Below are 20,023 nucleotides of genomic sequence, written 5' to 3' on the forward strand. Positions count from 1 at the left end.
CCCGACATCGGGTAGCGACTACACAACGTCGGGACCGTCCTCGCCGGGCACTCGACTGAGAACCCGCGGCGGTACCGGTGGGCAGGGTGGTGGTGCCGTTCGGAATGCCGAGGCAGCCCGCCCCGTGAATCACAACAGACAAGCAGAACAGGGGAATCGATCGTGCGCGTTTTGGCTGCGGGTGACAACTTCGTCGGCCCCGACCTGCTCGAATCGGCACTGCGGTCCGAGTTGAAGGGGTCCGAGCTGGAGGACCCGGAGGTCGGCAAGCTCGAGCTGCCCTGGCCGGTGGAACCCTTCGGCCCGGTCGGCGGGGTCGAGGAGGCCAGCGGAAGCGAAGATCAGATGATCGAGGCCGTCGACGGGGCCACGGCCTGCGCCACGCAGATGGGCCCGTTCACCGAGCGGGTGTTCGCGGCCGCACCTCAGCTCGAGCTGGTGGCCGTGTGCAGGGGAGGCCCGATCAACGTCGACCTGGCAGCGGCCACCGAGGCCGGGGTCTCGGTCACCTACGCCCCGGGGCGCAACGCGGCCGCGGCCGCCGAGTACGCGGTCGGCATGACCCTCGCCGCGCTGCGCCGCATCCCCGATTCGGACTCCGAGCTCAAGAAGGGGAACTGGCGCGGGGACTTCTACGCCTACCCCGAGGCAGGCGTCGAGCTGGAGGGCGGCACGGTCGGGCTCGTCGGCTACGGGGCCATCGGCAGCCGGGTGGCGCGGGTGCTGCGCGCCTTCGGCGCCGAGGTGCTGGTCGCCGACCCCTACACCGAACCGGAGCGGCTCCGCGCCGACGGTGTCGAACCGGTGGAGCTGGAGAGCATGCTGCCGCGCTGCTCGGTGGTGAGCCTGCACGCCAGGCTCACCCCGGAGACCAGGAACCTGCTGGACGCGGAGAAGCTCGCCCTGCTGCCCGAAGGAGCCGTGCTGGTCAACACAGCCCGCGGCGGGCTGCTCGACTACACCCCGCTGCCGGGTCTGCTGCGCTCCGGGAAGCTGGGCGCGTTGGCGCTGGACGTCTACGACGTGGAACCGCCACCGGCCGACTGGCCGCTGCACGACGCCCCCAACGTCATCACCACCCCGCACCTGGCCGGGGCCACGCGGCAGACCGCGCACCGCGCGGCCGAGATCGTGGCGGCCGAGGTCGGCCGCTTCGCACGGGGTGAGCCGCAGGCGCATCTCGCCAACCCCGACGTTCGAGGGACCCGGACATGATCACCGCTGTCGACATCGGAACTTCGCTCACCAAGGCCGCCGCCTTCGACGACGGTGGCCGGGTGCTGGCCGAGGCCAGCAGGCACTCCCACCTGGAGCACTACCCGGACGGGCGGGTCGAGCAGGACCTCGACGACGTCGTGTCCACGGTCGCCGCCGTGGTCCGCGAGGTGGTGGAGCGCACCGGCACGCGTCCGCGCGCCGTCGCCCTCACCGGGCAGGGGGACGGGCTGTGGCTGCGGGACGCCCGGGGTAGGCCGGTTCGCAGCCCGATCTCGTGGATGGACGGCCGTGCGGCGCCGGTCGTGCGGCAGTGGCAGCGCGACGGGGTCAGCAGGAGGGTCTACGAACGCACCGGCAACGGGCTCTTCCCGGGGGCCCACGGGCCGCTGCTGGCCCACCTCGCCGATCACGAGCCGGAGTCGCTGCGCGCAGCCGATGTGGCGGGCTACTGCGTCGATTCCGTGCTGCACGTGCTGACCGGGGAGATCAGCGTCGACGCCTCGGACGCCTCGGTCCCGTTCCTGGACGCGGACACGCGCTGCTACGACGAGGAGGCGCTCGAGGCCTGCGGGCTGGCCGAGTACGAGCACCTGCTGCCGAAACCGGCCAGACCGCGTCAGATCTTCGAACTCGACGCCAACGGGGCCGAACTGCTCGGGCTGCCCGCCGGGACACCGGTCACGGCCGGACCATTCGACCTGCCCGCCTGCGCGGTCGGGGGTGGGCTGAACGAGTTCGGCGACGGGCTGCTGACCGTGGGCACCACGCTGGCCTGCCAGGTGCTGACGGAGGTGGGCGACCGGCACCGGCAGGAGGAGCCCTCCGGGATGTGGCTGTGCACCCCCGAGGAGAACCAGCTGCTGCACGGCATGCCCGCCATGGTGGGCACGGCCAGCCTGGACTGGGTGCTGGAACTGCTCGGGCTGGGCATCGACGATCTGGGCGCGCAGCTGGAGGCCAGTCCACCCGGGGCCAACGACGTCTCGGCGCTGCCGTTCCTGGCGCCCGGCGGTGAGCGCTCCCCGTTCGTGGATCCCGGGGCCAGCGGTCAGCTGAGCGGGGTGCGGATCGGGACCACGCGCGCCGACGTGGTGCGGGCGGTCTGCGAGAGCGTCGCCTACGCCGCGCGGCACTGCTTCGAGGCGGCCGGTCTGGACGGCAGGCTGGTGGCCTGCGGTGGGGGGACGCGTTCGCACCCGTGGGCGCAGGTGTTCGCGGACGTGCTGGGGCAGCCGCTGCACCTGCCGGACGACCCGGGCATGGGAGCCAGGGGCGCGGCGGTCACGGCGGCACGGGCCCTGGGTGATCCGGTGGACTCGGGCGAGTGGACGCTCCCGACGCGGGAGGTGACCCCGAACCCGGAGGTGCGGCAGCGCTACGAGGACGGCTACCGTCGCTACCGCCAGACCCTGGCGAGCATGCGCGAGCTGTGGCGGACGGGCTGAGCGAGGTTCCTCGGCGCGGTTCGCGTTGGACGACTGCCGAGAACGGGGACGTTTCGCGCGAAACTGTCGCTCTGGCACCGCTCCGGAAAGAACGCTTCGCGCGAAACGCCGGAACTCGGTGGTGCGGCGGTTCGGCTCGGTCGTGGGGCACGGTCGGCGCGGCCGTGGAGCCGTAGCGGCCCGCCGCGGTGAACGGGCTCGCGGCCGGAAGTGTCGGTATCCCTCGTCCGGGCAGGCCGCGAGCCCCCTCCGGCAGCGTGCTCCCGGGCGGCCCTGATCGCGGGTGCGTCCCGACGCTCTCCGCGTTCCCGGATCCACGCCCGGTGACGGGCCCTCGGAATTCTCGACAATTCTTCCTCCTCTTGGCCCGCTGTCTGTTTCGGGAATTGTTTGTCGGCGAATATTTTCTGTTTCTTTCGTGTTCGCCTTTCTGCTCCGGAAGCGTGCTTTCCTGTCGCCTCGAGGGCTGATTCCGCGTTCTTCCGTTGTGTTCTCGGTGCGTGTGCTGGCGTAATTGCCCACGCACCGCAGGAACTCGCGGGAAAGGAGGTGAGCACGATGCGCGTCATCACGATCCAGGCCGCTCCCGTGGTCCGCAGCGACCGGAAGAACAAGCCGTTCTTCTGGATATGGCACCACTCCTGATGACGGATGAACGTCGCGGGGCGGATCGCTCGGTCCGCCCCGCGACGAATGCCGATGACTCCGCGATCGATTCCGGAACCTCTTGGAGCACGAATGCGCCTGCGCCGTCGTCACGGACTGGTCTGCTACTGGTACGACGGGTCCTTCGTCGTCCACCCCTACCCGGGTGGTGACCCACTCGCCCTTCATCCGGCCGTGGCCGAGATCCTCTCCGCCTTCTCGGAGTGGACCGATCCCGCGGAAGCGGCCGAGAAGCTGAATCACCTTTCCCCGGGGACCGTGGAGCAGGCGGTGGGGGAATTACGCGGGGCCGGGCTGCTGCTGGCCGCCGACGCTCCCGAGGTGGCGGCCGACGAGCGGTTCGAGCGACAGTGGTCGACCTGGAGTCCGGAGGCCGCCTTCTTCCACTACGCCACCCAGGACGTCAAGTACCCCGAGACGGAGCACGAGGGGGAGTCCGCTGCGGGGCGGGAGTCGCAGGCCCCTTTCGTGCTGTTCACCAGTTATCCGCGGGCCGATCGGATCCTGTTGCCCCGACCGCTGTCCACGGAGCTGCGCGCCCCTTACGAGCAGGTGCTTCTCGCGCGGCACACCTGCCGGGACTACACGCGGGACCCGGTTCCGCTGCCCGTGCTGAGCACGTTGCTGGCCACGGCGTTCGCCCCCGTGGACTTCATCGACTGCGGGCGGGGTGCGCTGTTCCGCCGCACGAGCCCCGCGGGCGGGGCGCGGCAGGAGCTGGACGCCTACGTGGCCGTCCGGAACGTGACCGGGGTCGAGCCGGGGGTGTACCACTACAACCTGCGGGAGCACTCCCTGGAACTGCTCTCCGAGGGGTTCTCCTCCGCGGACGCGACCCGCTTCTGCGCGGACCAGGAGTGGGCGGGTGGCGCGGCCTTCCTGGTGGTGCTCGGTCTAGTGGTGGACCGGCTGCTCAGCAAGTACCCCACACCACGTTCCTACCGCGTGAGCCTGCTCAACGCGGGACACCTCGGGCAGACCTTCGCGTTGACCGCCACCGCGCTGGGGCTCGGACCCGCGCAGACGGGCGCTTTCCACGACTCGCAGCTCGCCGAGCGGCTGGGGCTGGACAACATCGGCAGGACCCCGCTCTACGTCCTCGCGGCGGGGCATCCGGCCGCCGAGCAGCCCGAGGCACCGCCTGCCGCCGGGCTGTCGACGTTCCGGGAGACGGCGTTGGAGGGGTGACGATTTCCAGAGGGGTTCCCAGTTTTGCCTATAACTGGGAGTTGTTCACACCCCCACGCTCTCGCCGGTGCGCTCCCGGCCGGAGCGGGAGCCGGAGCTGCTCAGCGCCCTGTCCAGCGCGAACCTTCCGCCGTTGAATCCGAGGGCCAGGGCGATGACCGCGAGCACGAGCACGTACTCGTAACCACCGCCGGAGGAGAAGAAGCCCTGGCCGAGGTGGGCGAACACGAGCGCGCCGAGCATGTTCAGCGCCAGCAGCACTCCCGCGACCGGCAGGGCGAGCCCGAGCAGGAGCGCGGCTCCGCCCAGGGTCTCGATCAGCGCGGCCGCCCAGGCCGCGAGCCCGGGGGCGGGGATGCCCATTCCGGCGAACGAGTCGGCCGTCCCGCTGATCCCCCACTGGGTGAACTTCTGCATGCCGTGGGCGATGAACACGATCCCGGCAACCAGTCTGGCCAGCAGCAGTGCCAGGTCGCGGACCTGGGGTGGCAGTTGTGGCATGACTGCTCCTTTCGATTTTCGGACTTCGGGTCCCGGGCCGGTGAGTCGTCCCCGGTCCGGGCGGGGCGGGGTCGGGGCCCGCCGGAGTGCTTGTGGTTCAAATTTGAACTAGTTCCACGCTACCGGGTTGTTCAAATTCGAACAACCGCTAGGATGAGTGCATGACGCAACCACGTTGGCTCGACTCCGGGGAGATGGCGGCCTGGAACGCGTTCCTGGAGGCCAGTCATCGCGTGGGAAGGCGTGTGGAGCACCAGCTCCGGGAGCAGGAAGGACTGTCCCACCCCCAGTACGAGATACTGGTGTGGCTGGCGGAGGCCCCCGGACAAGAGGTGCGGATGACCGAGCTAGCCACGCAGCTGGTGACCTCCAAGAGCGGGGTGACCTACCAGATAGGCAAGCTCGAGAAGGCCGGTCTGGTGCGCCGCCGCTCGTGCCCGGGGGACGACCGCGGCGTCTTCGCGGTGCTCACCGAGCAGGGGTTGGAGAAGCTCCGCCGTGCGGCCCCCGGGCACCTCGAAGCCGTGCGTTCCTCGTTGATCGACCTGCTCACCCCCGGACAGCTCGAAGCGCTCAGCGACAGCCTGAACGCGGTCAACCGCGGCCTGGGCTCCGCGGATTGATTGGATTTTTCCGGGGCGGTGCCGGTGGCCAGGGTGGTCGTTTCGGCGCTGCCGCGCCGAAGAAAGATCCGAGTCGGCCAACGACTCGACCGGAAAGCATCGGTGAGTGCGTCGCTCGGGGTTTTTCCGGGCGCGTTGACCAACTGTCACGCTATTGGTATAAACCAATTGGCCGTTCGATGCAACAGGTGTCGATATGAGCACAGTGGGTGCTGATTTTCGTGTGCGGCGGAAAGGGCTCGGCATGGACATCGCGTTGCGCGGAGCCCGCGTCGTGGACGGGACCGGAGCCCCCGAGTACCGCGCCGACGTGGGAGTTCACAACGGGCGGATCGCGGAGGTCGCCGCGCCGGTGAGCCTGAGCGCGCGCCGCGTGGTCGACGCGTCCGGGCTCGTGCTCGCCCCCGGGTTCATCGACATGCACTCCCACTCCGACCTGCGGGTGCTCTCCGAACCGGAGCACCTGGCCAAGGTCTCGCAGGGCGTGACCCTGGAAGTGCTCGGACAGGACGGGCTGTCCTACGCGCCCGTCGACGAGCGGACCCTGACGGCGCTGCGCGCCCAGCTCGCGGGCTGGAACGACGACCCGCCCGGCTTCGACTGGAACTGGCGCAGCGTGGCCGAGTACCTGGACCGGCTCGACGAGGGGATCGCGGTCAACGCGGCCTACCTGGTTCCCCAGGGCACCCTGCGCGTGCTGTGCGTGGGCAGCGAGAACCGCCCCGCCGGCGAGGCCGAGCTCACCGAGATGCGCCGGGTGCTGGACCGCTCGCTGCGCGAGGGCGCGTTCGGCATGTCCGCCGGGCTGACCTACACGCCGGGAATGTTCGCGGACCGGGACGAGCTGACCGCGCTGTGCGCGGTGACCGGGGAGCGCGGCGGGTTCTTCTGCCCGCACCACCGCAGCTACGGCGCCGGGGCGCTGGACGCCTACGCCGAGATGATCGAGGTCGGCGCGGCGGCGGGCTGCCCGCTGCACCTGGCGCACGCCACGATGAACTTCGACGTCAACGAGGGGCGGGCCGGTGAACTGCTGACCCTGCTGGACGACGCGATCGACTCTGGCGCCGACATCACGCTGGACTCCTACCCGTACCTGCCCGGCTGCACGGCGCTGCACGCGCTGCTGCCGAGCTGGGCCGGGGAGGGCGGTGTCGAGGCCACGTTGGAACGGCTGCGGGATCCCGCGCTGCGTGCGCGGATCCGCGAGGTCCTGGAGGTGGAGGGCTCCGACGGCTGCCACGGCGTTCCGGTCGACTGGGACTCCATCGAGATCAACGGGGTGCGCCGTCCCGAGGTCAACGGTCACCTGCTGGGGCGCACCGTGGGCGAAGTCGCCCGTGCGGAGGGGAAGCAGCCCACCGAGCTCTACCTGGACGTGCTGCTGTCCGAGCGGCTGGGCAGCTCCTGCCTCATGCACGTCGGCCACGAGGAGAACGTGCGGGCGATCATGCGCCACCGGGCGCACACCGCGGGCAGCGACGGGCTGCTCGTCGGCGACAAACCGCACCCGAGGGCGTGGGGGACCTTTCCCCGCTACCTGGCGCACTACACCCGCGAGCTCGGGGTCCTCGGTCTCGAGGAGTGCGTGAACCACATGACCGCCAGGGCCGCCGACCGGCTCGGGCTGCCGGACAGAGGCCGCATCCGGGAGGGAAACGTGGCGGACCTGGTGCTCTTCGACCCGGACGGGATCGCCGACACGGCGACCTTCGACGATCCGCGCAGGCAGGCCGCCGGTATTTCGCACGTGCTCGTCAACGGCGTGCCCGTCATCGACGAGGGCGAGCGCACCGATGCCCTGCCGGGGCACGCGCTGCGGCACCGCTGTCGCTGAAGCGCCGGTTCGCGGCCGGTCGACTCCCGGCACGGCGCGCTGGGGGCAGCCCCGGTCGTACTCGCCCGATCAGCCTACCGCCTCAGCGGAGTCCGGGCAGCTACTCCTCGGAAAGATTCTTCCACACCATCGGGGCCGCCTTCTTAGCCAGCTCGCAGGAGGAGGGGATGTCGTCTACTAGTCCGCCTACGCTTATGGAGGAGGTTTCGTCGAAAGGTACCGCTACAGTACAGTCCATCCCGGTACTGCCACGCACGATCTTTCCTTGTTTCGAAGCTATCGAGTAAGACTCCTGCTCACCGTCCGAGAAGTTCAGGTCGTCAATTCCATCCTCTGGGTTGAGAGCGACCGTGAGTGTTCCGTTCTGAGTGGTCCAAGAGCACCTTACAGCCCCTACGAGCTCTTTGCTGTCGCCTTGCTCGTTGATGCCGAGTTCTTCCTTGTTGGCTGCGGTGAGTTGCTCGCAGGGGTTCGTCCGAGCGAGCGCGGACGTGCTGCTCGTACTTGTCGTGGTCTCTTCGATGGTGGTCGTGCTGTCCGCACCGGAACTGCTTCCGCCGCAGGCGGAGAGCAGCAGGCCGCCCGCGGCGAGTGTCGCCAGCAGCGCGGTGCGGGTTGCTTTGGGACGTTCGGGCGCGGTCGTCATGCCTGCCTTCCGAGGTCGTCGGCGTTGCCTTCGTCGGTTTCCTGATACAGCCGGATGCCTTCGCGGAGGGCCTCGACGACCTTCGGAGCGTTCTTCCGGATGCGTAGGATCATTTCTTCGAAGGAGCTCTCGTTCCCGGAAGCGACCTGCTGGTTGAACTCCGTGATCGCTTCACCGGCGGGGCTGGGGCCGAGCGGGGTGTGTTGCTTGACGATCGTCATGTCATACAGGACTTTCCCGGTCCACTCCTCGATCCCCTGGAAGATCTGGATGAGCTCGTCGCCCGCATCGGGGGTGATGGTGAACTCACCCTTGTCAGCGGCGGTGATGATGCCGCGCATCGCGTCGTTGGTGTTGGACAGGCTGTTGGCGACCTGCTGCGGATCGTTCATCGGCGTGGGCTCCCCAGTACTGCGCTGCCGTGTGATACCGAGCGACGCTACTGATCACGCGTGCACGGGGTCAACGGAGTTGACCCGATCCTCGGAGCGGAGCCGGTGTGCCGTGCCGGGGACGTGGTCCTGGCGGCCGGTCGACTCCCGGCACGGCGTGGCCGAGGTCAGCCCCGGTCGTACTCGCCGGTCTTGAGCCGGTCCACGAATCCGGCCCAGGATTCCGGGCGCACGGCGAGGGTGCCGCCCGCGCGGTCCTTGGTGTCGCGGATGCCGACCGCCTCGGATGTTAAGGCGACTTCGACGCACTGGCCGATGTCGTTGGAGTAGCTGGAGGTCCGCCAGTGGTGTGTTGTGCTGTGCTGCATTAGGTGTGTTCCTCGCGCTTGTCGTTGAGGAGTTTCTTCGATTGTTCCGGAGAAGCGGCGATAGTGCGAAGGTGATTCATGATCTGGGTGTACTGGTCGATCTCGGGCTGCTCCTCGAACCAGAAGCCCTTGATCCGAGTTTCGATGTAGACGACCCCGGGATCGTGCGGCATGGGGAAGTGCAGGATGGTGAACGGCCCGGTCAGGGCCGGGTGACCGCCGACGACGACGGGACAGATCTGCAGGGTGACGTTGGCGAGCTCGGCGGTGTCCAGCAGTTTGTCCAGCTGCTCGCGCATGACTGCTGGTGCCGCGACGGGGCGGTCGAGAGCCTGCTCGTCGATGACCGCCCAGAGGTGGGTGGGGTTGTCCGAGCGCGTCAGTGCCGATTGTCGTCGAACGCGGAGGTCCACCTGCCGGTCGAGGTCGTGCTCGGTTTGCTGGCCCGCACGGACGATGGCCTCGGTGTACCGCGGGGTTTGCAGCAAGCCGGGGATGAGCAGCGGGTCGTAGCTCTCGATCCGTGAGGCTCCTTCTTCCAGGCCGAGGTAGAGATCGAACTGGAGTGGTTCCCTGCTGTGGTCGATTCCGGTCCACCACGACTTGGTGTTGGCCCGTCCCAGCAGCCCACCGAAGTGCCGCACCTGTTCCTCGGTGCAGTCGTAGTAGCGCAGCAGCTTTTCCAGGAACTCCAGCCTGGGCAGGTTGCGCTGGCTTTCGATGTGGGTGATGCGGCTCTGGGCACACCGCATGTAGTTGGCCACTTGAGCCTGGGTGTATCCGCGTGCCTCACGCAGCCGTTTGAGTTCGAACGCGATGTAGCGCCGCAGCACGGCGGGCGAGTCGGTAGCGGTCATCAGCCTTCCCGGATCGGTCGGAGTCGGCTCTGATCATACGACTATCACCTGCGCGAGTGATTCACTTGTAATTATCTTTGTATAATATTCACTGAAGACAGATCGTGTTTGTATTCATTCGTAGGGTGAGGAGTGTTGGTGATGCTGGAGGTTCCGTTGGCCGGATGGGGTTGGTCCGGGCCGGTGGTGTGGTGGAATCCGGTGGCCGGGCTTCGGCACGCGTTCTCGCGGGAGTTGCGTCCGCGTCCGGGGCAGGAGCGGGACACCCTGTGCGGGCAGTGGGTCACGTTGATAGACCCGTCCGAGTTGGACTGGCTGCTGCCGACCTGCGACATCTGCATGAGCGTGGCCGTCGAGCACGGTCGGGAGAAGGAGGACCGCGAGCGTCAGGCCCGCCGTCACGTGCGGGAACGCTTCGGCTGCGACGGGGACGCGCTGTGATCGGCGCGGCGATGACCCCGGGACCGGCACTGCTGCAACACCCGGTCGGACTGCTGTGGATCCTCGGAACCGTGCTCGCGCTGGCCCTGGGCAGCGCGTTCGCCCCGCTGCGCGGCGGTCAGGGACAGCACACCGGAGTCTGTCCGGGCGCGCTCACCGTCGCGGGCCTGCTCGACCGGCACCGCGCGCCGGGGCCCTCCGGTCGGCGCGAGCATTCGGCCACTGTGGATGAACATTCGGACGCGAGCTCTGCCGGAGCAGCACCGGATCCACCGCTGGACCCGGCCACGCTGATCCTCCACGGGCCCGACCGCTCCCCGGACTCCGACTGGTGGGACGCCCTCGGCTACTGGCCCGTCCCCGACTTCACCCCGGCCCAACGATTTGCCCTGCTCAACCATCCCGAGTACCAGCCGCCCGACCCTGGTAGGTGGCGGCCGCGCCACCCCATCAGCCTGGTCGAGCAGGACCTCGCCGTGCTGCTCGGCGTCCCGGTGGGTCAGGACGAGCACCCGGAACCCGGCTACATCGGCAAGCACCGCCGCGCGCCGAGCGCGGACCGCGGCTGCGCGGCCCGTCCGGAGTGGACCACATCCGTAGGTCTGCTGTCCCGCCGCCGATCGCCGCGCGCCGCCGCGCCCCCGCGCGGTCGAATGCCCGCGGCAGCCTGAACGGGATTCGCTGTTCGGGTTGAGCGCAAAAATCACGATGAATCAAGCGAAAAACCAAGATTTCACCCTTTGGTGGGAGGAAATGGATTTGCGTCAACTTGTTCACCTGGGGTGGAGCTGATCTTCCCTTGTTGTCACCCGAAAGAGTTGTTGATTTTTTATTGCGACACGCTGATGATCCTCGCGGAAGTTCTCGAGTGACAACGGGAAAGGACCGGATCCCGGTGAAGTTGAAAAAGCGGATCGCCCTGGTGCTCGCAACCGCCTTCTCCATGGTCGGCGTCATGGGGGCCGGCGCAGGCGCCGCCGAGCAGGACGGACAGCAGGAGCAGGTGCGGCCGCAGGCGCGTGAAGCGCAGACCTCGATCAACATGGGCGAGCCCTACCACCTCTACAACCGCAGCGCTCACCTGTTCATGATCACCAAGGGCTGGAACACCGCGGAGAACGGCGTTCTGGATCTGTGGCACACGCACCAGACCAACGTGAACCGTCTCCAGGAGCAGTGGAAGTTCATGCCCACCGGACTGAACAGCGTGGCCCGCATCAAGAACGTCGGCTCCGGCCTGTGCCTGCAGCCGAACAACCAGGACTCGCTGCGGCACGTGGTGCAGAAGCAGTGCGACAGGGGTGACCGCGAGCAGTGGTGGTCGGTGCGCAAGGACGAAGGACTGCGCATCTCGCCGTTCAACAACGGCAACCTGGTGATGAACCCCTACCAGGCGGCGCTGCCCTCGCACGACATCGTGCTGCACAAGGACGTGGACAGCCTCTCCCAGCGGTGGAGCGCCGTGCCGGTCGACTGACCCGCACCCGCCCCTGGCGCCCCGGCCTCGTTTCCACCCCGGAACGAGGCCGGGGCGTCGTCCTTTCCCGCCCCGATCTCCGTGCCCGGCCTTTTTCGAGGACCGGTTTTCCGTTCCGGCCGGAAGTCGACGGAATCGAAAACTTCCCGGAGGGAACCGAGCGTATTCGTAACAGTCCGCCCTGCGTATTCGTCTCCAGGGCTGGTGGTCGCTCGCCTCGTTCGGCAGTAGAGTTCCCCCGGAATTCCAGGTCGGGAAGTGTGCCGTGCCGAACGATTCGGCTCCGCGCGTGCTCGCGAATCGTGAGCCGGTGCGACACCCCGCATTCGATCCACGGAACTGGAGCGAGCATGGACCGTCTCGAACGACGCAGGGCACTGGTCACCGGTGCGGCTTCGGGCATAGGGCAGGCGACCGCGCTGCGGCTGCTCGACGAGGGCGCGCTGCTGGTCGCCGCGGACATCTCCGCGGAGGGGCTGGCCGAAACGCGGCGGCGAGCCGAGCAGGCGGGAACCGCCGATCGGCTGACCACGATGTCGCTGGACACCGCCGACGAGGGGTCGGTGACCGCCGCGGTGGACGCGGCCGTGCGGTGGCTCGGCGGGCTCGACGTGCTGGTGAACTCGGCGGGAATCCTGCGCGCGGCGCACACCCACGAGACCTCGCTGGAACTGTGGAACCGGATCATCACGGTCAACCTGACCGGAACTTTCCTGGTGACCAGGCAGGCGCTGCCCGCGCTGCTGGAAAGCGATCACGGGGTGGTGGTCAACTTCAGCTCCACCTCGGCCTCGTTCGCCCACCCGTACATGGCCGCCTACGCCGCCAGCAAGGGCGGCATCCAGTCCTTCACGCACACGCTGGCCACCGAGTACGCCGCGCGGGGGCTGCGCGCGGTCTGCGTCGCCCCGGGCAGCATCAAGAGCGGCATCACCGACGAGACCCCGAACCACCTGCCCGCCGACGCGGACATGTCGCTGTTCGCCAAGCTCTCCCCGGCGCTGCGCACCGACCAGCGAGCGGGCGGCGCGACGATGGCCGGTCCGGAGACCGTGGCCGGTGTGGTGGCGATGCTGGCCTCCGACGACGGGGCCTTCACCACCGGTACGGAGATCCGCGTCGACGGCGGCACCCACGCGTAGTGGGGTCGCCTCGGCCCGGTTCGCCCGGGGGCCGCTCGGCGGAACCTCGGGCGGCGCCCGGCTGCGGGAGCCCCGACATCGGGTGGCTCCCCGTCACGACGTCGGGGCCGTGCTCGCGAAGCGCGGTGGATAACCCTCAGTTTTAGGCAAAACTGGAGTCCCCAGTGGACTCGGGCCTGCCCGGGGGGCCAGTTTTAGGCAAAACTGGCGAACGCGCCGGGATGCCTCGACCTGCTGCCCGGGGCCTGCCGCTAGTCCAGCCCGTCCCGCACCACCGGTGAGGACATGCAGCGCGGCCCGCCGCGGCCGGAGCCCAGCTCGGAGCCGCTGATGCGCAGCACCTCGATGCCCGCGTCCTCCAGCCGCGCGTTGGTCTCCACGTTGCGCTCGTAGGCCACCACCGTGCCGGGCGAGACCGCGAGGGTGTTGTTGCCGTCCTCCCACTGCTCGCGCTCGGCGGTCACCGGGTCCAGCCCGGTGTCGATCACCCGCAGCCGCTCCAGGTCCATGGCCTCGGCCGCGGCGCGCAGGAACGGCTCCGGGCCGGACACCTTGATCCCGTCCCCGGCGGGACGCAGCACGTAGGCGCTCAGGTGGTCCTGGATCGCCGGATACATCACCACGGCGTCCCGGTCGACCATGGTGCACACCGTGTCCAGGTGCATCGAGGCCCGCGTCTGCGTGATCGGCACGGCCAGCACGGTGTGCGCGAGCCCGTCGGTGAACATGGACCGCGCCAGCGACTCGGCCCCGGCCGGTGTGGTGCGCTCGCCGACCCCGACGGCCACCACCCCCGGGGCCAGCAGCAGTATGTCCCCGCCCTCCACCGGGGCGGAGTGCGCACCGTAGGCGCGTGCGGACTGCGCGAACCTCGGGTGGTAGGCGTAGACGAGATCGGTCAGCGCCGACTCGCGGGTGCGCGCGGGCATGGCCAGCGAGGTCACCGCCACCCTGTCGCCGATCCACACCGAGGAGTCCCTGGTGAACAGCAGGTTCGGCAACGGGTCGATCGCGAAGTCGTGCGGCTGGTGCATCCGCCGCACCAGCGACTGCCCCTCCGCGGCGGGCAGCTCCTCGAAGGTCATGCCCGCCACCAGGGCCGTGGTCAGCGTCCTGTCGTCCACACTGGCCAGGTACGAGCACAGGGTGTCGGCCACCTCGGTGCTCAGCCTGCGCTCGTCCACGCCGCTGTGCAGGGCGGCCGTCCTGGCGCGGGGATCCGCGAGGGCCTCCGTGAGCAGCTCGTCCAGCAGCAGCACCTCGACACCCCTGCCACGCAGCACCTCGGCGAAGGTGTCGTGCTCCTGCTCGGCGCGGTCCACCCAGGGGATCGCGTCGAACAGCAGCTGGTCGTTGTTGCGCGGTGTGAGCCGCTTGAGTTCTCCGCCGGGGCGGTGCAGCAGCACGGTGCGCAGCGGGCCGACTTCGCTCGTCACGTGTGGAGTGGTCACGGCCCCGCAGCCTAGCGCTGTTGAGCGAAAATGACCGCATTCGGCGCGAAATTCGAAGGATCGTTAAACACGAGCGCACATCGGTGTTCGGATCGTTGCGTGCAGCTGTGCGATCAGGGCAGCCAACCCACCCGCTCGCGCAACAGGGCGTAGCCGAGGAAGGCCACCACGTCGATCAACGCGTGTCCGACGACCAGCGCCCAGAGCCGGTTGGTCCGCTGCCACACCCGGCCGTAGACCAGCCCCATGATCACGTTCCCGACGAATCCGCCGAAGCCCTGGTAGAGGTGGTAGGAACCGCGCAGCACCGCCGACAGCCACAGCGCTCCGTTCTCGCGGAGCCCGAGCTGACGCAGCCGGGTGAGCAGGTAGCCGACGACCAGCATCTCCTCGGCGAAGGAGTTGCCCACGGCCGACAGGACCAGCACCGGTGCTCGCCACCACGCGTCGCCCAGAGTGGACGGCTGCACGGACAGGTTCAGGCCGAGCGAGTGGGCGAGCAGGTACAGCCCCAGGCCGGGGATGCCGATGAGCGCGGCCATTCCCGCTCCGCCCGCGCAGTCACCCCCGATGCGGTCCCCGCGCAGTCCCACCGAGCGCAACGCGATTCCGCCCCGCCACAGCAGGTAGGCCCCCAGAGCTCCCCAGGCGAACAGGCGCAGGATGTTGACGAGCTGCTGCGCCAGGTCCAGCAGCCCGAGGGCCGAGCGCGAGGAGTTGATCGCGACCGCCTGCTCGCCCAGCCCCTCGGGCCGCAGCAGCGCGTCGAGCAACGAGAGCAGGCTCTGCACCCCGGCCATGCCCAGGGTGATCGCGAATACGATCACCAGCTCGGCGACGATCGCCCGACGTTCGCGGCGGGTGGTGACCGTGCCCGGTTCGGCGGGACGGGGCGGGAAGAGCCAGTCACGCGGCACGGACCGGGAACGCGTCGCGGAGGGCTCGGGGAGCGCGTGCCCCGACGTGGAGGTGCTCACCCGGGGCACTCTAACCGAGGTGGCGGCCCGTGCCGTGCTCACCGACGGGATGGCGGAGCGGCGGTCGTTGGTGAACGGGCTTGTGGATGGCCGCTTCCGCTGTGGAAACCCGGCCCGCTCCGGGGTGGACGTTTCGCGTGAAACGTTCACCCCGGAACGGTTCCGGACAGCACGTTCCGCGCGAAACCGTCAACGGCGGCGGGTCAGCGCCGGGGGGCCAGGAACGGGCACCCCATCAGCCTGCGCAGTTCGGTGCTCAGTTGCTCGGAGTCCTCCACCGGCTGGGAGAAACCGATGCGCACGTCGTGATCCCCGTCCGCGGCCTCCACCCGGAGGCGCACCCCGTAGCGGTCCAGCCCGAGCGGGCGCAGGTGCCCGCCGCGCAGCCGGTCGGGCAGGTACCGGGTGAGCAGCCCGACCACGTCCCGGTGCGACAGCTCGAGGTGGCGCAGCCACCCGTCCTCGTAGAGGCAGAAGGGGTCGGGTTCGGCCGCCGCGAACTCGCGGGTGTCCAGCGAGTCGGTGCTCTCCGAGTCGGCCAGCACCAGCGAGACGGTCTCCAGCAGCAGGACCGTCGCGCCGTGCCCCGCGTCCAACAGGCGCGGGTCGGGCCGCTGCTCGGCCACGCGCAGGACTTCGCGGTGGGCCGTCCCGGGATCGGGGATCCGCAGCCTGCCGGTGAGCCAGAGCAGCCCGCGCACGGGTTCGCGCAGGCGCACCGGGGCGGAGTCGGTCACTTCGAGCACGCCCGTGAGTTCCCCGCGCGGGTTCTGCCAAGCCGTGGCCACCAGCGGGTGCTCGTCAGCCAGCAGCACGGTGGCCGTGCCGTCCGCGTGCACGTGGTGCAGCAGCGGCCGCGCGCGGTTGGAGGTCTCGCCGGACGGCAGTACGGTCGCTCGCCCACCGCGTTTCGCGATGGTGCGGGCCCGCTCGGCCGGGGCTGGAGTCGCGGGCCTGCGAGCGGTCTCGTGCATTGCTCACCTCTCGAGGGGACGCGCGGGCCGGGTCGGAACCGCTCCGGGGAGAACGTGCCGGACGAGCGACTGCCCTCGCCCGTGGCGCTCACGAGCGCTCGTGAGCGCCACGGGCCCGGTCCACGGAGCTACTTAGGTAACCCTAACTCGAATGGGGTGGATCTGGGAATGACCCATTCGGGTTGGGGGCGGTCGGCGGTACCGGTTGCGTGCGTGGTTCCGTGGCGGAACCTCAGTCGGGGGCTCGCTCCGGGTGCCCGACATCGAGTAGCCAACTCACCAGCGGCCCGACCTCGCGAGGCGCCGACTCACGTGCCGGCTGAGCAATCATCCGGGCCCAGCTCCGTTACGAGCGGGTCCAACTCCGTGCGTAGGAGGGGTCCTCGCAGGCCGTGGCCGCCTCGCCCATGCGGAGTGGACGGAAGGTGTCGATCATGACCGCGGTCTCGTCGAACCGCTCGGCACCGAGCGAGGCCTCCGCCGCCCCGGGCTGCGGGCCGTGGCTGCACCCGGAGGGGTGCAGCGACAGGGACCCGATCCCTATCCCGGAGCCCTTCCGCGCCTCGTAGTCGCCGCCCACGTAGAACATCAGCTCGTCCGAGTCCACATTGGCGTGGTTGTACGGGACCGGCACTGCGTCGGGGTGGTAGTCGACCTTGCGCGGGCAGAACGAGCACACCACGAAGTTGGGGCCCTCGAAGGTCTGGTGCACCGGCGGCGGCTGGTGGAGCCGGCCGGTTATGGGCTCGAAGTCGCCGATGTTGAACACCCACGGGTAGAGGCAGCCGTCCCAGCCGACCACGTCGAAGGGGTGGTGGGCATAGGTCATCCTGGTCACCCCGTGGTGGTGCCGGACGAGCACGTCCACATCGCTCCCCTCCAGCAGCAGCGGTTCCGTCGGGCCGCGCAGGTCCCGCTCGCAGTACGGCGCGTGCTCCAGGAACTGCCCCTTGGCGCTCAGGTAGCGCTTGGGCGGAGCGATGTGGCCGGTGGACTCCACGATGTACAGCCGGACCGGCTCGTCCCCGTGCGGTGTCACCCGGTAGGTGGTCGAGGTGGGCAGCACCACGTAGTCGCCCTCGGCGACCTCGAGGGCGCCGTAGACCGTCTCCACCCTGGCCGAACCGGTCTGCACGTAGCACAGCTCGTCACCGACGGCGTTGCGGTACAGCGGGCTGGTGGTGTCCGGCACCGCGAAGCACACCGACACGTCCTCGTTGGCGAACAGCAGCCTGCGCCCGGTGACCGCGTCGACCGAGTCGCTGGTGAAGCCGAGCTCGCCGGTGCGGAAGTGCCGCGGTTTCAGCGGCAGGTTGGGCGAGGTGGAGCGCCCGTGCTCGGTCACCGCCTCCGCGGCGACCACGGCCGTGGGCAGACCGCGGTGGTAGAGCAGCGCCGACTCGGCGGAGAAGCCCTCGATGCCCATCAGCTCCTCGGCGTACAGGCTGCCGTCCGGCTGGCGGAACTGAGTGTGCCTCTTGCGGGGGATCTCGCCCACTTGGCGGTAGTACGGCATGCCGACCTCCGGTCGATCCGATGTCGAGTTGTCGGGTGCCGCGGTCGGTGAACCCCTCCGCCCGGACGGTCCTCCCGGTAGGCTCGCGCGGTGCTCCGTTGCGGTGCGACGACACGCCGTGCGGCTGGGCCGTGACCGTCCCCGGCCCCTGTTCGGGGGCCGATCGCACCCGACGATCGGGTGTTCGTTTTACGGACACTTTTGTTCACTACCCGGCACGGCATTAGCGTGGCACTCGTGTCAAGCGCTGTTGAACTCCACGCTCCCGGTCCGCGCGGTATTCCGCCCCTGCTCGCACGCCTGGCCGACGACGCTTCCCTGTTCTCGCCGGCCGGCGCGTCCGTCGCTCAGGCGGTCGAGGATCACCTGCGTGCGCGGGACGGTGAGTACGCGGGGCTGCTGGGGCCTATCCTGTGCCAAGTCTCCCGACTGCCGGAACTGATCACCGAACTGGCCAAGGCCAAACCGGCCGAACCCGTTCCGATGTCGCTGGTCTGCGACACCGGACTCGGCGAGGTGCCGAAAGCGCTCTCGATCATCGAAGGCCGTCAGGAACTGCTTTCGCTGCGGATGGTCGAGATGCCCGGCCCCTCGGACGTGGACGACGTCTGGCTGGAACGCGTCTCCGAATTCGTTCCCGAGGACGTGGTGCGCGTGGTCGAGCCCAGACGGGGTGAGGGGTGGCTCGACGGTGTGCGCCGGGTCGCCGAGTTCGGCTGCTGGCCGAAGCTGCGCTCCGGCGGGCAGACCGTCGAGTCCTTCCCCAGCGTCGACGTGGTGGCCGAGTTCCTGGCCGTGGCCACCACGCTGGACGTTCCGTTCAAGGTGACCGCGGGTATGCCGAGAGCGGTGCGCCGCACCGACTCGGAAACCGGGTTCCCGTACCACGGTTTCCTGAACCTGCTGGTGGCCGTGGGGCGCGCGTTGTCGGGCCAGGACGTGCGCGGGGCGCTCGCCAGCACCGACGAAGCGGAACTCGCGGCGGAGGCAGGCTCGTTCTCCGACGAAGCCGCCAAGGCGGTGCGCGGGGTGTTCGCCTCGTACGGGGCGAACTCGCCCACCGATCCCGTGTCCGATCTCGTCGAGTTGGAACTGTTGTGAGCTGGATCGAGGACCCGGAGTTCACTCCGGATCACCCCTTCGGGCCGCAGACCCTGCCCTACGGAGTACTGGGGACGGCGGCAGGCCCGGCGGTGGCGGTGCGGGTCGGCAGACACGCCATCCCGCTGCGCGGCATAGCCGACGAGCTCGGCCCGAGGCTGTCCGAGCTCGTCGGCGGCTCCTCGCTGGACCCGCTGCTCGCGGCGGGACGTCCCGCGTGGCGGGAACTGCGGGAACGCCTGCTCGGAGTGGTCCACGCCGACCGCGCTCCGGCGGGCGCCGAGCTGCTGCGCACCGACTGGCACACCCAGTTGCTGCCGTTCACCGTCTCCGACTTCGCGGACTTCTACTCCTCCAGACACCACGCGGAGAACGTCGGGAGGATATTCCGGCGGGAGTCGGAACCGCTGCTGCCGAACTGGACGCACCTGCCGGTCGGCTACCACGGCCGTTCCGGCACGGTGTTCGTCTCCGGAACGGACGTCACCCGCCCGAACGGCCAACGCCGGATCTCCGGCGACCCCGCCCCGGTCTTCGGCCCGACCCGCAGGCTGGACTTCGAGGCCGAGGTGGGCTTCGTCTGCGGAGGCGAACCGGCAGCCTGGGTGGGCACGGAGGACTTCGCCGAGCACGTGCTCGGGGCGGTGCTGGTCAACGACTGGTCGGCCCGCGACATCCAGTCGTGGGAGTACCAGCCGCTGGGACCGTTCCTGGCCAAGTCGTTCGCGACGTCGGTCTCGGGCTGGATCACCCCGCTGGAGGCGCTGGAACACGCCAGGGTCCCCACCACGGGGGACGAGCACGGGGTGCAGGAATACCTGGCCGAGCAGCAGCCGTGGGGACTCGACCTGCGGCTGGAGGTCCGGTGCAACGACACGTTGCTGTCCAGCCCGCCGTTCGCGGAGATGTACTGGTCGCCCGCGCAGCAGCTCGCCCACATGACCGTCAACGGAAGCCCGGTCCGGCCGGGGGACCTGTTCGCCTCGGGCACGGTTTCGGGCCCGAAACCCGACCAGCGGGGGTGCCTGCTCGAGCTCACCTGGGGAGGCTCGGACCCCGTCACGCTCGAGGACGGCGAGCAGCGAACCTTCCTGCAGGACGGGGACAGGGTGATGCTGAGCGCGACCGCACCCGGCGAGCACGGCTCGGTGGTCGGGCTCGGCAACGTGGCCGGGACGGTCCTCCCGGCCGTTCGGAGGTAGG

At 69.5% G+C, this 20,023-nt stretch carries 20 protein-coding genes; 11 read left to right on the top strand and 9 right to left on the bottom strand.

Going from position 1 to position 20,023, the window contains the following annotated elements:
- Positions 1-162: 162 nt before the first annotated feature.
- The 3 genes from FHR84_RS17905 to FHR84_RS17915 all read left to right on the top strand — a co-directional run bounded on the left by FHR84_RS17905 (position 163) and on the right by FHR84_RS17915 (position 4,517).
- A complete protein-coding gene (locus tag FHR84_RS17905) occupies positions 163-1,215 on the top strand; it encodes an NAD(P)-dependent oxidoreductase (RefSeq protein WP_179536704.1) in 1,053 nt (350 codons plus the stop codon).
- Positions 1,212-2,663 carry an FGGY-family carbohydrate kinase gene (locus tag FHR84_RS17910; RefSeq protein WP_179536705.1) on the top strand — a complete coding sequence of 484 codons (1,452 nt, stop codon included), beginning with the start codon at positions 1,212-1,214 and terminating at the stop codon, positions 2,661-2,663. Before FHR84_RS17905 ends, FHR84_RS17910 begins: the two co-directional genes overlap by 4 nt.
- A gap of 738 nt (positions 2,664-3,401) precedes the next feature.
- A complete protein-coding gene (locus tag FHR84_RS17915) occupies positions 3,402-4,517 on the top strand; it encodes a SagB/ThcOx family dehydrogenase (RefSeq protein ID WP_179536706.1) in 1,116 nt (371 codons plus the stop codon).
- Positions 4,518-4,562: 45 nt separating this feature from the next.
- Here FHR84_RS17915 and FHR84_RS17920 read toward each other — a convergent pair whose 3' ends face one another.
- The gene (locus FHR84_RS17920) at positions 4,563-5,018 is read right to left on the bottom strand and encodes a DoxX family protein (protein WP_179536707.1); all 456 of its coding nucleotides are present in this window, start codon (positions 5,016-5,018) and stop codon (positions 4,563-4,565) included.
- 161 nt (positions 5,019-5,179) lie between these two features.
- On the opposite strand from FHR84_RS17920, the gene FHR84_RS17925 reads away from it, so the two are divergent.
- A complete protein-coding gene (locus tag FHR84_RS17925) occupies positions 5,180-5,641 on the top strand; it encodes a MarR family winged helix-turn-helix transcriptional regulator (RefSeq protein WP_179536708.1) in 462 nt (153 codons plus the stop codon).
- Between the two features lie 244 nt (positions 5,642-5,885).
- Positions 5,886-7,478, top strand: coding sequence for an amidohydrolase family protein (locus FHR84_RS17930; RefSeq protein ID WP_179536863.1), 1,593 nt, complete (start codon positions 5,886-5,888; stop codon positions 7,476-7,478).
- Positions 7,479-7,578: 100 nt separating this feature from the next.
- On the opposite strand, the gene FHR84_RS17935 is transcribed toward FHR84_RS17930, so the two are convergent.
- From FHR84_RS17935 to FHR84_RS17950, 4 genes are all read right to left on the bottom strand, one after another.
- Positions 7,579-8,124 carry a DUF3558 family protein gene (locus tag FHR84_RS17935; RefSeq protein ID WP_179536709.1) on the bottom strand — a complete coding sequence of 182 codons (546 nt, stop codon included), beginning with the start codon at positions 8,122-8,124 and terminating at the stop codon, positions 7,579-7,581.
- Positions 8,121-8,516 carry a hypothetical protein gene (locus FHR84_RS17940; protein ID WP_179536710.1) on the bottom strand — a complete coding sequence of 132 codons (396 nt, stop codon included), beginning with the start codon at positions 8,514-8,516 and terminating at the stop codon, positions 8,121-8,123. The genes FHR84_RS17935 and FHR84_RS17940 overlap by 4 nt, the downstream gene beginning before the upstream one ends.
- A 167-nt stretch (positions 8,517-8,683) precedes the next feature.
- The gene (locus tag FHR84_RS17945) at positions 8,684-8,884 is read right to left on the bottom strand and encodes a DUF397 domain-containing protein (protein WP_179536711.1); all 201 of its coding nucleotides are present in this window, start codon (positions 8,882-8,884) and stop codon (positions 8,684-8,686) included.
- A complete protein-coding gene (locus FHR84_RS17950) occupies positions 8,884-9,741 on the bottom strand; it encodes a helix-turn-helix domain-containing protein (RefSeq protein ID WP_179536712.1) in 858 nt (285 codons plus the stop codon). Before FHR84_RS17950 ends, FHR84_RS17945 begins: the two co-directional genes overlap by 1 nt.
- A gap of 141 nt (positions 9,742-9,882) precedes the next feature.
- On the opposite strand from FHR84_RS17950, the gene FHR84_RS17955 reads away from it, so the two are divergent.
- The 4 genes from FHR84_RS17955 to FHR84_RS17970 all read left to right on the top strand — a co-directional run bounded on the left by FHR84_RS17955 (position 9,883) and on the right by FHR84_RS17970 (position 12,801).
- Positions 9,883-10,182, top strand: a complete 300-nt coding sequence (locus tag FHR84_RS17955; protein ID WP_179536713.1) for an HC3 family zinc finger protein — start codon at positions 9,883-9,885, stop codon at positions 10,180-10,182.
- Positions 10,183-10,193: 11 nt separating this feature from the next.
- Positions 10,194-10,853 carry a hypothetical protein gene (locus FHR84_RS17960; RefSeq protein WP_218863218.1) on the top strand — a complete coding sequence of 220 codons (660 nt, stop codon included), beginning with the start codon at positions 10,194-10,196 and terminating at the stop codon, positions 10,851-10,853.
- Positions 10,854-11,077: 224 nt separating this feature from the next.
- A complete protein-coding gene (locus FHR84_RS17965) occupies positions 11,078-11,659 on the top strand; it encodes an RICIN domain-containing protein (protein WP_343075319.1) in 582 nt (193 codons plus the stop codon).
- Between the two features lie 350 nt (positions 11,660-12,009).
- On the top strand, positions 12,010-12,801 hold the full coding sequence (locus FHR84_RS17970) for an SDR family NAD(P)-dependent oxidoreductase (protein WP_179536716.1): 792 nt from the start codon (positions 12,010-12,012) through the stop codon (positions 12,799-12,801).
- Between the two features lie 251 nt (positions 12,802-13,052).
- On the opposite strand, the gene FHR84_RS17975 is transcribed toward FHR84_RS17970, so the two are convergent.
- The 4 genes from FHR84_RS17975 to FHR84_RS17990 form a co-directional block, all read right to left on the bottom strand.
- Positions 13,053-14,237: an arginine deiminase gene (locus tag FHR84_RS17975; protein ID WP_179536864.1), complete on the bottom strand. Its 1,185-nt coding sequence runs from the start codon at positions 14,235-14,237 to the stop codon at positions 13,053-13,055.
- A 128-nt stretch (positions 14,238-14,365) separates the two neighbouring features.
- Positions 14,366-15,229: a CPBP family glutamic-type intramembrane protease gene (locus FHR84_RS23360; protein WP_179536717.1), complete on the bottom strand. Its 864-nt coding sequence runs from the start codon at positions 15,227-15,229 to the stop codon at positions 14,366-14,368.
- Between the two features lie 203 nt (positions 15,230-15,432).
- The gene (locus FHR84_RS17985; protein WP_179536718.1) at positions 15,433-16,203 is read right to left on the bottom strand and encodes a DUF2470 domain-containing protein; all 771 of its coding nucleotides are present in this window, start codon (positions 16,201-16,203) and stop codon (positions 15,433-15,435) included.
- A gap of 346 nt (positions 16,204-16,549) precedes the next feature.
- Positions 16,550-17,719, bottom strand: a complete 1,170-nt coding sequence (locus FHR84_RS17990) for a homogentisate 1,2-dioxygenase (RefSeq protein WP_179536719.1) — start codon at positions 17,717-17,719, stop codon at positions 16,550-16,552.
- Positions 17,720-17,956: 237 nt separating this feature from the next.
- Between FHR84_RS17990 and FHR84_RS17995 the strand changes: the two genes are divergently transcribed.
- Together FHR84_RS17995 and FHR84_RS18000 are read left to right on the top strand one after the other, a co-directional pair.
- Entirely contained in the window at positions 17,957-18,820 is an 864-nt protein-coding gene (locus FHR84_RS17995; protein WP_343075320.1) for a hypothetical protein, read from the top strand.
- Positions 18,817-20,022, top strand: coding sequence for a fumarylacetoacetate hydrolase family protein (locus tag FHR84_RS18000; protein ID WP_179536720.1), 1,206 nt, complete (start codon positions 18,817-18,819; stop codon positions 20,020-20,022). The genes FHR84_RS17995 and FHR84_RS18000 overlap by 4 nt, the downstream gene beginning before the upstream one ends.
- The last annotated feature ends 1 nt before the right edge of the window (position 20,023 follow it).

The sequence above is a fragment of the Actinopolyspora biskrensis genome (genome assembly GCF_013408175.1).
Classification (GTDB): domain Bacteria; phylum Actinomycetota; class Actinomycetes; order Mycobacteriales; family Pseudonocardiaceae; genus Actinopolyspora; species Actinopolyspora biskrensis.

Excerpts from the sequence above, each read along its gene's own strand:
- FHR84_RS17910 (WP_179536705.1), top strand. The coding sequence starts at position 1,212 with ATGATCACCGCTGTCGACATCGGAACTTCGCTCACCAAGGCCGCCGCC.
- FHR84_RS17915 (WP_179536706.1), top strand. The coding sequence starts at position 3,402 with ATGCGCCTGCGCCGTCGTCACGGACTGGTCTGCTACTGGTACGACGGG.
- FHR84_RS17920 (WP_179536707.1), bottom strand. The coding sequence starts at position 5,018 with ATGCCACAACTGCCACCCCAGGTCCGCGACCTGGCACTGCTGCTGGCC.
- FHR84_RS17925 (WP_179536708.1), top strand. The coding sequence starts at position 5,180 with ATGACGCAACCACGTTGGCTCGACTCCGGGGAGATGGCGGCCTGGAAC.
- FHR84_RS17930 (WP_179536863.1), top strand. The coding sequence starts at position 5,886 with ATGGACATCGCGTTGCGCGGAGCCCGCGTCGTGGACGGGACCGGAGCC.
- FHR84_RS17935 (WP_179536709.1), bottom strand. The coding sequence starts at position 8,124 with ATGACGACCGCGCCCGAACGTCCCAAAGCAACCCGCACCGCGCTGCTG.
- FHR84_RS17940 (WP_179536710.1), bottom strand. The coding sequence starts at position 8,516 with ATGAACGATCCGCAGCAGGTCGCCAACAGCCTGTCCAACACCAACGAC.
- FHR84_RS17945 (WP_179536711.1), bottom strand. The coding sequence starts at position 8,884 with ATGCAGCACAGCACAACACACCACTGGCGGACCTCCAGCTACTCCAAC.
- FHR84_RS17950 (WP_179536712.1), bottom strand. The coding sequence starts at position 9,741 with ATGACCGCTACCGACTCGCCCGCCGTGCTGCGGCGCTACATCGCGTTC.
- FHR84_RS17955 (WP_179536713.1), top strand. The coding sequence starts at position 9,883 with ATGCTGGAGGTTCCGTTGGCCGGATGGGGTTGGTCCGGGCCGGTGGTG.
- FHR84_RS17960 (WP_218863218.1), top strand. The coding sequence starts at position 10,194 with ATGACCCCGGGACCGGCACTGCTGCAACACCCGGTCGGACTGCTGTGG.
- FHR84_RS17970 (WP_179536716.1), top strand. The coding sequence starts at position 12,010 with ATGGACCGTCTCGAACGACGCAGGGCACTGGTCACCGGTGCGGCTTCG.
- FHR84_RS17985 (WP_179536718.1), bottom strand. The coding sequence starts at position 16,203 with ATGCACGAGACCGCTCGCAGGCCCGCGACTCCAGCCCCGGCCGAGCGG.
- FHR84_RS17990 (WP_179536719.1), bottom strand. The coding sequence starts at position 17,719 with ATGCCGTACTACCGCCAAGTGGGCGAGATCCCCCGCAAGAGGCACACT.